Origin of the sequence: Actinotalea sp. JY-7885 (genome assembly GCF_014525465.1) — a bacterium.
Classification (GTDB): domain Bacteria; phylum Actinomycetota; class Actinomycetes; order Actinomycetales; family Cellulomonadaceae; genus Actinotalea.
Genome location: NZ_JACEXH010000123.1, coordinates 1 through 10272, shown reverse-complemented (window position 1 = coordinate 10272; position 10272 = coordinate 1). Strand labels below are relative to the sequence as shown.

Annotated in this window: 11 protein-coding genes and 1 pseudogene; 7 read left to right on the top strand and 5 right to left on the bottom strand. The window is 75.0% G+C overall.

What is annotated here, in order from left to right; translation table 11 throughout:
• Together IDM29_RS11630 and IDM29_RS11625 are read left to right on the top strand one after the other, a co-directional pair.
• Positions 1-816, top strand: an 816-nt coding sequence (locus tag IDM29_RS11630; RefSeq protein ID WP_188037553.1) for an ATP-dependent DNA helicase, incomplete at its 5' end; no start/stop codon positions are given.
• An 81-nt stretch (positions 817-897) separates the two neighbouring features.
• Positions 898-1887: an L-lactate dehydrogenase gene (locus tag IDM29_RS11625; RefSeq protein WP_182114103.1), complete on the top strand. Its 990-nt coding sequence runs from the start codon at positions 898-900 to the stop codon at positions 1885-1887.
• Between the two features lie 7 nt (positions 1888-1894).
• Here the strand turns inward: IDM29_RS11625 and lexA are convergent, their stop codons facing one another.
• Complete coding sequence (lexA, locus tag IDM29_RS11620; RefSeq protein ID WP_182113623.1) at positions 1895-2659, bottom strand: transcriptional repressor LexA; 765 nt, start codon at positions 2657-2659, stop codon at positions 1895-1897.
• Positions 2660-2915: 256 nt separating this feature from the next.
• Between lexA and IDM29_RS11615 the strand changes: the two genes are divergently transcribed.
• The 3 genes from IDM29_RS11615 to IDM29_RS11605 all read left to right on the top strand — a co-directional run bounded on the left by IDM29_RS11615 (position 2916) and on the right by IDM29_RS11605 (position 4540).
• Positions 2916-3350, top strand: a complete 435-nt coding sequence (locus IDM29_RS11615; RefSeq protein ID WP_182113624.1) for a LysM peptidoglycan-binding domain-containing protein — start codon at positions 2916-2918, stop codon at positions 3348-3350.
• Positions 3351-3478: 128 nt separating this feature from the next.
• Positions 3479-3940 carry a transcriptional regulator NrdR gene (gene nrdR / locus IDM29_RS11610; RefSeq protein ID WP_182113625.1) on the top strand — a complete coding sequence of 154 codons (462 nt, stop codon included), beginning with the start codon at positions 3479-3481 and terminating at the stop codon, positions 3938-3940.
• A gap of 66 nt (positions 3941-4006) precedes the next feature.
• On the top strand, positions 4007-4540 hold the full coding sequence (locus IDM29_RS11605) for a hypothetical protein (RefSeq protein WP_182113626.1): 534 nt from the start codon (positions 4007-4009) through the stop codon (positions 4538-4540).
• Between the two features lie 12 nt (positions 4541-4552).
• On the opposite strand, the gene IDM29_RS11600 is transcribed toward IDM29_RS11605, so the two are convergent.
• Positions 4553-6262 (bottom strand): AMP-binding protein, encoded by a 1710-nt coding sequence (locus tag IDM29_RS11600; protein WP_182113627.1) that lies wholly within the window; start codon positions 6260-6262, stop codon positions 4553-4555.
• 49 nt (positions 6263-6311) lie between these two features.
• Complete coding sequence (locus IDM29_RS11595; RefSeq protein WP_182114104.1) at positions 6312-7334, bottom strand: aldo/keto reductase; 1023 nt, start codon at positions 7332-7334, stop codon at positions 6312-6314.
• A 148-nt stretch (positions 7335-7482) separates the two neighbouring features.
• On the opposite strand from IDM29_RS11595, the gene IDM29_RS11590 reads away from it, so the two are divergent.
• Entirely contained in the window at positions 7483-7755 is a 273-nt protein-coding gene (locus tag IDM29_RS11590; protein ID WP_182113628.1) for a DUF5302 domain-containing protein, read from the top strand.
• Positions 7756-7827: 72 nt separating this feature from the next.
• On the opposite strand, the gene serA is transcribed toward IDM29_RS11590, so the two are convergent.
• Positions 7828-9027, bottom strand: coding sequence for a phosphoglycerate dehydrogenase (gene serA / locus IDM29_RS11585; RefSeq protein WP_182113629.1), 1200 nt, complete (start codon positions 9025-9027; stop codon positions 7828-7830).
• 82 nt (positions 9028-9109) lie between these two features.
• Here serA and IDM29_RS11580 point away from each other — a divergent pair, with 82 nt between their 5' ends.
• A complete protein-coding gene (locus IDM29_RS11580) occupies positions 9110-9955 on the top strand; it encodes a matrixin family metalloprotease (RefSeq protein WP_182113630.1) in 846 nt (281 codons plus the stop codon).
• Here the strand turns inward: IDM29_RS11580 and IDM29_RS11575 are convergent.
• Positions 9934-10272 (bottom strand): annotated as a pseudogene (locus tag IDM29_RS11575) (hypothetical protein); the annotation flags it as partial. The gene IDM29_RS11580 and the pseudogene IDM29_RS11575 overlap by 22 nt on opposite strands.

Genomic DNA, 10272 nt, shown 5'->3' with positions numbered 1-10272 from the left:
GCCGGCGCCGACGCGGTCCGGCGCGGCACCGAGCCGGCCGCGCCGGAGGTCGCGGAGGACGTCGCGCCGGATGCCGCACGCGCGGCGGCGACGACGCCCGGGCCGATGCGCTGGCACGGGGTCGACGTCGGCAGCCCGTTCGACTACCCGCGCGCGGGGATCCTCTACGTCGCCCGGCACCTGCCGGCCCCGGGGCGCGAGCCCACGACCGACGCCCAGCTCGACGAGATCGCCTCGCTCGTCACCGCGGCCGGCGGCGCGACGCTCGGCCTGTTCTCCTCGCGCCGGGCCGCGGTGGCGGCCGCGGAGGCGATGCGCGAGCGCCTCGACGTCCCGGTCCTGTGCCAGGGCGACGACCAGCTGCCGACGCTCGTCGAGCGGTTCACGCAGGACGACGCGACGTGCCTGTTCGGCACCCTCTCGCTCTGGCAGGGGGTCGACGTCCCGGGCCCGACGTGCCGCCTGGTGCTGATCGACCGCATCCCGTTCCCGCGCCCGGACGACCCGGTGCGCTCCGCGCGCACCGAGGCGGTCGAGCGTGGCGGCGGCAACGGCTTCATGGCGGTCTCCGCGACGCACGCCGCCCTGCTGCTGGCGCAGGGCGCGGGGCGCCTCGTGCGGACCGACGCCGACCGCGGGGTGGTGGCAGTGCTCGACCCGCGGCTGGCGACGGCGCGCTACGGGCAGTTCCTGTCCCGGACCATGCCGCCCTTCTGGCAGACCACCGACGGCGGCGTCGCGCGCGCGGCGCTGGCCCGGCTCGCCGCACAGGCCGGCGGGCCGGCGATCACCCGGGGGCCGGACGCCGCCCCGTAGGGTGGCAGGCACGACCCGACGAACGAGAGGCGACGGCTCATGGCGGACGTGGCAGGACGTGTCGAGCACGAGCACGACGACATGGGGCTCGACGCGTCCCCGACCGGGCGCCGCACCACCAAGCTCGCGGTGGTCGGCGCGGGATCGGTCGGCTCGACCATGGCCTACGCGGCCCTCATGCGCGGGGCCGCGCGCTCCGTGGCGCTCTACGACATCAACACGGCGAAGGTCGAGGCCGAGGCGCTCGACATCGGCCACGGCATCCAGTTCATGCCGATGGCCGACGTGGTCGGGTCCGACGACATCCAGGTCTGCGCCGGTGCCGACGTCGTGGTCGTCACCGCGGGCGCCAAGCAGAAGCCCGGGCAGAGCCGCCTGGACCTCGCCGAGGCGACGATCGGGCTCGTGCGCGGGATGCTCCCGGACCTGGTCGCGGTCGCGCCGGACGCCGTGTACGTCATGGTCACGAACCCGGTCGACATCGTCACGTACGCCGCGCTGAAGTTCTCCGGCCTGCCGCCGAACCAGATGTTCGGCTCCGGCACGGTGCTCGACTCCTCGCGGCTGCGCTACCTGCTCGCGCAGCACACCGGCATCGCGGTGCAGAACGTGCACGCGTACATCGCGGGCGAGCACGGCGACTCCGAGATCCCGCTGTGGAGCTCGGCGACCATCGGCGCCGTGCCCCTGATGGAGTGGCCGGGCGTGCCCGGGCCCAACGGCACGGTCGTCGGCCGGCTCGAGGCCGCGGACCGCCAGCGGATCGCGGAGGAGGTCGTGAACTCCGCCTACCGGATCATCGCGGGCAAGGGCGCGACCAACTACGCGGTGGCCCTCGCGGGCTCACGCATCATCGAGGCCGTGCTGGGCGACGAGCGCCGGGTGCTCCCGGTGTCCTCGCTCCTGGAGGACTACCGCGGCATCTCCGACGTGTGCCTGTCGGTCCCGTCCGTGGTGGGCCGAGACGGCGTGGCCGCCCGGCTCGAGATCCCGCTGTCCGACGAGGAGCTGGCAGGGCTGCGCCGGTCCGCCGACCAGATCCGCGCCGTCGCGCGGCAGTTCGGGCTCTGACCGGGGGTCACAGGCTCCGCAGCACGCTCACCACGCGCCCGAGCACGACGGCGTCGTCGCCCGGGATCGGCTCGTAGGCGGCGTTCTGCGGCAGCAGCCAGACGTGGCCGTCCGCACGCCGTAGCGTCTTCACGGTCGCCTCGCCGTCGATCATGGCCGCGACGATCTCGCCGTTCTCGGCCACGGGCTGGCGCCGGACCACGACCCAGTCGCCGTCGCAGATGGCGGCCTCGATCATCGAGTCGCCCGCGACCTTGAGCAGGAACAGCTCTCCCTCGCCGACGAGCTGGCGGGGCAGCGGGAAGACGTCCTCGACGACCTGCTCGGCGAGGATCGGGCCGCCGGCCGCGATGCGACCCACGACCGGCACGTACGACGGCGCCGGGGCGGCGTCGTGCATGCCGGTCTCGTCGACGGGCACGCCGCCCCGGTCGGCGCCGAGCCGGCTGATGGCCCGCGAGTCGTCGGGCTGCACGACCTCGATGGCGCGCGGACGGTGCGGGTCGCGCCGCAGGTAGCCCTTGCGCTCGAGCACGGTGAGCTGGTGCTTGACCGAGGACGGGCTCGTCAGCCCGACCGCCTCGCCGATCTCCCGCATGCTCGGCGGGTAGCCCCGCCGCTCGACGCTCGACCGGATCGTCTCGAGCACGAGGCGCTGGCGGGGCGTGAGCCCGTCGCCGCCCGCGGCGGCGTCCGGCAGCGCGGTCACCGACGCGAGGTCACCGCCCGGCTGCTGGTCGGTGCCCGACGGGGGTGTGGTCCTGGGCGCCATGACGGCCTCCGTGTCTCTCGGGCGATGTCTCTCGGGCGATGTCTTCTCGGGCGACCGGCCCTGCGACGGGTCGTGTCAGTGCCTCGTGATGGTCTCTCGTCGTGCCTCCACCTTAGGGGCGCGATGCCGCGTGATCAAACATCTGTTCGAGCGTGTCTCGACACGGTGGGTGGCCCGTGGTAGACATCGTACAGACGTTCGACGTACAGCCGTTCGACGGACACGCGTTCGAATCGCTCGACGAAGGGGAGACGCCATGACGGCGATCATGTGGGACCACGAGCCCGTCCTGTCCGTCCGCACGCCCGCCGCACGCACGACGGCCGGACGCACGACGGCCGGCCGCACGACGACCCGGCGCGTCCCGGAGGTCCGGGCCGCCGACGGGCGGGCCCAGGGCGGGCACCTGCGCCTCACGCGCCGTGGCCGGCTGACGGTCTGGCTGGTCGCGGCCGCCGCCGGGGCGGGCGTCGTGCTCTCGGCCCAGGCCGCCGGCGCGGACTCTCCCGCGGCCGCCCAGCCCGTGGTCACGCACGTCGTCGCGCCGGGCGAGACGCTCTGGGAGATCGCCGGGGGCGTCGCGGCGCCGGGCCAGGACCGTCGCGACGTCGTCGCCGACCTCGTCCAGCTCAACGCGCTGGGCGGTGCGGAGCTCCAGGTCGGGCAGCAGATCCTCGTGCCGCAGCCCTGATCCCCAGCCCTGACTCCGCAGCGCTGATCCCGCCGCCCTGGCCCCCAGCGTCCGTGACCACCGCGGTTCGCAGCGCGGTGCCCGCCGACGGTACGGTGTGGCGGTCAGCCGGAGGAGGTGGAGGCGCGATGCACTGCCCGTTCTGCCGGCACAGCGACTCCCGCGTGGTCGACTCGCGCACGTCCGACGACGGCGCCTCGATCCGGCGCCGGCGGCAGTGCCCGAACTGCCAGCGCCGCTTCACCACGTTGGAGACGGCCTCGCTCTCGGTGGTCAAGCGGTCCGGGGTGACCGAGTCGTTCAGCCGCGAGAAGATCGTCAACGGCGTCCGCAAGGCCTGTCAGGGGCGCCCCGTGAGCGAGGACGACCTCGCCCTGCTGGCGCAGCGCGTCGAGGAGAACCTCCGCAGCACCGGCACGGCCGAGCTCGACGCCCACGAGATCGGGCTGTCGATCCTCGGCCCGCTCCGCGAGCTCGACGAGGTGGCGTACCTGCGCTTCGCGAGCGTCTACCAGGCGTTCGAGTCGCTGGACGACTTCGAGGCCGCCATCACGGCGCTGCGCGCCGAGCACGGCGACCGTCCCGCCTGAGCGTCATCCGGTCGCGCCGCGTGGGTGCCTCTGCGACGCTTGTCCGGTCACGAGACGGGAGGCGCGATGACCGACGCCGCTGCGGGCCGCACGTCCCCCGCCACCGGTGGGCTGGACCGCGCGGCCCTGTCGACCTACCTCAACGACCATCTCGCCGGCGCCGTGGCCGGCTCGCATCGCATGCGCCGGACGGCCGAGGCGCTCGCCCGGACCCCGGTGGGCCCGGGACTGACCCGCGTGGCGGACGAGGTCGAGGGCGAGCGGGAGGAGCTGCGCGCGCTGATCGGCGACCTGGACCTGGTCCAGGCCCGGCCCAAGCAGGTGGCGACCTGGGCCGGGGAGCGGCTGGCGCGCCTGAAGACGAGCGGGGCCGGCCTGCAGCGGGAGCCCTTGACGGCCCTCCTGGAGGTCGAGCTGCTGCGCAGCGCCGTCGTCGGCAAGCGCGGGCTGTGGCAGACCATGACGGCGCTGGCGCCGGCCCTGGGGGTCGACGCGGACCGGTGCCGTGAGCTGTGGGGGCAGACGGACCGGCAGGTCGCCACCCTCGACGAGGTCCACGACTACGTGCGCTCGCGCGTGCTGCGCGAGGCGGCGCGCTGAGGGTGCGCCGCCTCAGCGGTTCATGACGTCCTGACGCACGACGCGCCGCAGCACCTTGCCGATCTGGGAGCGGGGCAGCTCGCTGAGGACCACGAGGTCGCGCGGCAGGGCGTAGCGCGCCAGGCGGGTCTCGCACCAGGCGCGGACGGCGTCGAGCTCGACGCCCGTCGCACCGTGGGACAGGACCACCGCGGCCACGACGCGCTCGCCGAGGTCACCGGCGGCGGGCACCCCGACCACGGCGACGTCCTCGATGCCGGGCATCTGCCGCAGGTGGTCCTCGACCTGGGACGGGTACACGTTGAAGCCACCGGTGATGATGACCTCCTTGATGCGGTCCACGAGGCGCACGAAGCCGTCGGGCTCCACGACCACCACGTCGCCGGTGCGCAGCCACGTCCGGCCCTCACGCTCGATCAGGACGGCCGCGGTCTCCTCGGGCCGGTTCCAGTAGCCCTGGAAGACCTGGGGGCCCGAGATGAGGAGCTCGCCCTGATCGCCGGCCGGGACGTCCACCATGGGGTCCTCGGGGTCCACGACCCGGATCCACGTGGAGGGGAAGGGCAGGCCGAGCGTCCCCGGACGACGTGCCTCGGAGAGCGGGCTCCCGAGCGCCACCGGCGAGGTCTCCGTCAGGCCGTACCCCTCGACGAGGATCCCGCCCGTGACCTCCTCCCACGCCCGCGCCGTCTCGGCGGAGAGGGCCATCGCGCCCGAGATCGACCGGCGCAGCGACGTGAGGTCCGTGCCCGTGCGCTTGGCCGCCGCAGCCAGGCGCTCGAACATCGGCGGCACCCCCGGCATGAAGGTCGCGGGGCGTCGGCGCTGGGCGGCGAGCACGGTGTCGACGTCGAACTTCGGGAAGATCACCGAGGTCGCCGCGATGCGCACCGCGTAGGTCAGGCAGAGCGTGAGGCCGAAGGCGTGGAAGAACGGCAGGGCCGCGTAGACGGTCTCGCTGCCCACGTCGTGACGGGTCCAGGCCTGGCCCTGCGCCGCGTTGACGGCGATGTTGCGGTGCGTCAGGACGGCGCCCTTGGGGGTGCCCGTCGTGCCGCCGGTGTACTGCAGCAGGGCGACGTCGTCCAGGTCCGGGTGGGGGTGTGCCGCGGGCAGCGGCTCCGCGCCCCGGACGAACCGCGCCCACGTGGTCACGTCGGGTGCGGTCGGGACCGGCGACCGCAGGGCGTCGCGGCTGCGCCGCGCGGCCGCGATCGGCAGGCGCAGGGCGACGCGCGAGGACAGCGGCAGGTCGGCGGCGAGGTCGACCGCGACCACGGTGCGCACGGAGGTGTGCGGTCGCGCCTCGAGCACCGCGGGGACCGCCTTGGTCCACACCAGCGCGACCGTCGCGCCGCTGTCGGCCAGCTGGTGGCGCAGCTCCTCGCTGGAGTACGTCGGGTTGTGCTCGACCACGACGGCGCCGATGCGCAGCACCGCGTAGAAGGCCACGACGTGCGTCGCGCTGTTCGGCAGCACCAGGGCCACGCGGTCGCCCGGCCGCACGCCGTGGGCGTGCAGCGCGCCGGCGGCCTGGGCGACCCGGCGGGCCAGCGAGCCGTAGGTCGTGCCGCGGCCGAGCAGGTCGGTCGCGACGCGGCCCGCGTACCGCGCGGCCACGTTCTCCAGGGTCCGTGTCACGGGCCCGTCCAGCTCCGGCACGTCGGCGGGGACGCCGGGTGCGTACGAGGCGAGCCAGGGGCGGTCGGCGGTGGGTTCCACGTCTCGATTCTAGGTTACGCAACCGTAGGTTGATGACCAGAAGGTCCCGTCACAGGTCGCTCGAGCGTGCAGCCCAGAGGTTCACGCCGGCGTCCTGCGCGAGGGCGTCGACCGCCGTCAGCTCGTCCACCGAGAAGCCGGGCCCGTCGAGGGCGGCCAGGGTGTCGTCCAGCTGGGCGGTGCTGCTCGCCCCGACCAGCACCGAGGTGGTCCGCGGGTCGCGGAGCACCCACGAGATCGCCATCTGGGCGAGGCTCTGGCCACGGGCCCGGGCGATCGCGTCGAGCCCCCGGACGCGCCCGAGGTTCTCGGCCGTCAGCCACGCCGGGTCGAAGGAGCCGCCGCGCGCGGCACGCGAGTCCGGCGGCACGCCGCGCAGGTACCGGTCCGTGAGCAGACCCTGGGCGAGGGGGGAGAACGCCACCAGGCCCATCCCCGCGCGCTCGACGACGTCCAGCAGAGCCTGCTCGGTGCCGTCCGGTCCGGCGGCGGGGCGCTCGACCCAGCGGTTCAGCAGCGACCAGGACGACTGGTGCAGCGTGAGCGGGACGCCCAGGTCCCGGGCCACGTCGAGCGCCTCGAGCGTCCGCGCCGCCGAGTACGACGAGATCCCGACGTACCGCGCCCGGCCGGAGGTCAGCGCCGTGCCGAGCGCCGCGATCGTCTCCGCCAGGGGCGTCGTCGGGTCGAAGCGGTGGCTGTAGAAGACGTCGACCTCGGGGACGCCGAGGAGCGCGAGCGACCGGTCCAGCGAGCGCAGCAGGTACGCCCGGCCGCCGTGCTCGCCGTACGGTCCCGGCCACGCCCGGTAACCGGCCTTCGTGGTCAGCACGAGCTCGTGGCGGTGGCCCCGCAGGTCGGTGCGCAGGAGCCGGCCCAGGGTCTCCTCCGCCGCCCCGGGGGGCGGCCCGTAGTTGTTGGCGAGGTCGAGGTGCGTCACGCCCCGGTCCACGGCGTGCAGCACGATCTCGCGCTGCAGGGCGACGGGGCGGTCGACCCCGAAGCCCTGCCAGAGCCCGAGCGAGACGGCGGGCAGGAGCAGACCGGAGCGCCCGGCGCGGCGGTACGTCATGGTGGGCACCGCCCGACGGTACGCCGACGCGCACCCCGGGCGTCCAGGGAGAAAGGCGTTGGTGCGGCGCAGTAGCGTGGCACCGCCCCACGCACCAGCGCCGGAGCCCGGGAGCCCCCGGAGGACGACCACACCAGGAGGTGGGCCCATGGCCGACGACCGCAGCCAGACCCCCGAGGACGGCGCCGGCACGGCGCCCGAGGACACCACGGTGCCCGAGGACACCACGGTGCCCGAGGACACCACGGTGCCCGAGGACACCACGGTGCCCGAGGACGCCAAGGCGCGGTTCCGCGAAGCGCTCGATCGCAAGCAGGGCGCCGCGCACCGCAGTGCGCAGGGCCGGTCCAACACCGGGGCCGTCCACGGCCCCGAGACGACCGGCCCCGGCAAGCGCACGTTCCGCCGCAAGACCGGCTGACCGGGCCGGTCCGGGCCGCAGCGGCCCGGACCGGACCCCGGAGTCAGGACGCCCGGGCCGACCCCGCCCGGGTCAGGACAGGACGCGCAGGCGGATCGTCTGCGGCATGGTCCGCAGCACGTCGCACACGTCGGGGCCCAGGTCCGCGGCGACGTCGGTCACCACGTAGCCGAGCTCGCCGCGCGTCGCGAGGAGCTGGCCCTCGATGTTGACCCCGTGCTCTGCGAGCGTCTGGTTGATCCCCGCGAGGACGCCCGGGGTGTTGTGGTGCAGGTGCGCGAGGCGGTGGGTGCTGGTGCCCGCGGGCAGTGCGAGGTTGGGCAGGTTGACGCTCAGGGTGGTCGAGCCCGTGCGGACGTAGTCCCGCAGCTTGTTGGCCACGAACTGCCCGATGGCCTCCTGCGCCTCCTCGGTCGACCCGCCGATGTGCGGGGTGAGGATGACGTTGGGCAGGCCGCGCAGCTCGGAGTCGAACGCGTCCCCACGGCGCTTGGGCTCCTCGGGGAAGACGTCGACCGCGGCGCCGCCGACCCGCCCCGACAGCACGTGCTCGCGCAGCGCCGCGTAGTCCACGACGAACCCGCGCGAGAGGTTGAGGAAGATCGCGCCGGGCCGCATGCGCGCGAACTGCGCCGCGCCGAAGAGGCCGGCGTTGCCCTCACGCCCGTCGACGTGCAGCGTCACGACGTCGGCGACGTCGAGGAGCTCGTCGAGCGTCTCCATGCGGCGCGCGTTGCCGAGCGCGAGCTTCTCCTGCGAGTCGTAGAAGACCACCGACATGCCGAGCGCCTCGGCGAGCACCGACAGCTGGGTGCCGATGTTCCCGTAGCCGACGATGCCCAGCGTGCGACCGCGCACCTCGTGCGAGCCCTCCGCGGACTTGTCCCACACGCCGTCGTGCAGGGCGCGGTCGCGCTCGGTGAGGCGCCGCGTCAGGGCGATGATCTCGGCGAGCGTGATCTCCACGACCGAGCGCGTGTTGGAGAAGGGGGCGTTGAACGTGGCGACCCCGCGCTCGGCGGCGGCACGCAGCGCCACCTGGTTGGTGCCGATGCAGAATGCGCCGATCGCCATGAGGTCCGGGGCGGCGTCGAGCACGCGCGGCGTGACCTGGGTCTTGGAGCGGATGCCGAGCAGGTGCACCCCGTCGAGGGCGGCGATCAGCTCGTCCTCGTCCAGCGCGCCGGTCCGGGACGTCACCTCGACCCCGTCCGACTCGAGGATCGTCGTGGCCAGGGGGTGGAGGCTCTCGAGGAGCAGGGCGCGCAGCACACGTCCATGGTGGACCGCCGGGGGAGCGCGGCCAAAACCGGCCCGACAGGCGGGACGCCGCGCACACCGGGACACTGTGCGCGTGGAGCATGCGGCGCCGGTCCCGGAGGTGGTGCGGCGTCGTGCCCGGCGCCGGCGCCGTCCCGGCGTGGTCGTGCTCGTCCTGGCCGTGGCGCTCACCGGCGGTGCCATGGCCTACGAGGGGTCCGGCGGGGACCTGCAGGCGCTCGTCCGCCCCCGGGCGTACGTGGAGATCGACGGCGAGGCCGTCGCCGTGCCCGCGCCGGCCCCGGCGCAGGGCCGTCCGCTGCCCGCCGTGGCCGTGACGACGTCCGGCTCGCACGCCTTCCTGCACACCGACGCCGCCGGCGGGCCCGTCGGCTACGACCCCTGCCGGCCGGTGCGGTACGTCGTGCGCCCCGACGGTGCGCCGGCCGGGGGCCAGGCGGTCCTGGACGAGGCGGTCGTCCTGGTGCAGGCGGCGACGGGCCTGCGGCTCGAGGCGGCCGGCACCACGGACGAGGAGCCGCGCCTGGAGCGGCGCCTCATCCAGCCCGAGCGGTACGGGTCGGGCTGGGCGCCCGTCCTGGTCGCGTGGTCGGACGAGACGGTCGTGCCCGAGCTCGCGGGCCAGGTGGCAGGCGTGGGCGGCTCGGCCGCCGTGCCGGGGGCCGACGGCACGGGCAGGTGGCTCGCCGCGGGGCGCCTCGTGCTCGACGCCGACGACCTCTCGGAGCTGCTCGCCCGCGACGGGGGAGCGGCGCAGGCGCGTGCCATCGTCGTCCACGAGCTCGCCCACGTGCTCGGGCTCGACCACGTCGACGACCCGGCCGAGCTCATGCACCCCATGACGTCGACCCGCACCGACCTCGGTCCGGGCGACCTCCAGGGTCTGGCGCTCCTGGGTCAGGTCGCCTGCGAGGAGTGAAGGGGCGCGGCCGGGGCGTCCGCCTCGTCGCCGACCAGCCCTGCGGGGAGCCGGCCGCTCGCCACCACGTGGAGCCGACGCGTCGGGCGCGTCATCGCGACGTAGAGGTCGCCCGGGGTCGCCTCGAGGTCCGCCGGCTCGACCAGCACGACGACGTCGAACTCGAGCCCCTTGGTCTCGCGGGGCGTCAGGACGGCGAGCGGTGCGTCCAGGACGCCGCCTCCGGACGGCGGCCGGAGGAACGGCGCCAGCGCCGAGGCCGCGAGAGCCGCGCGCACCCCGGGGGCGCGCCCGGGCGCGGCCACGACCACCACGCG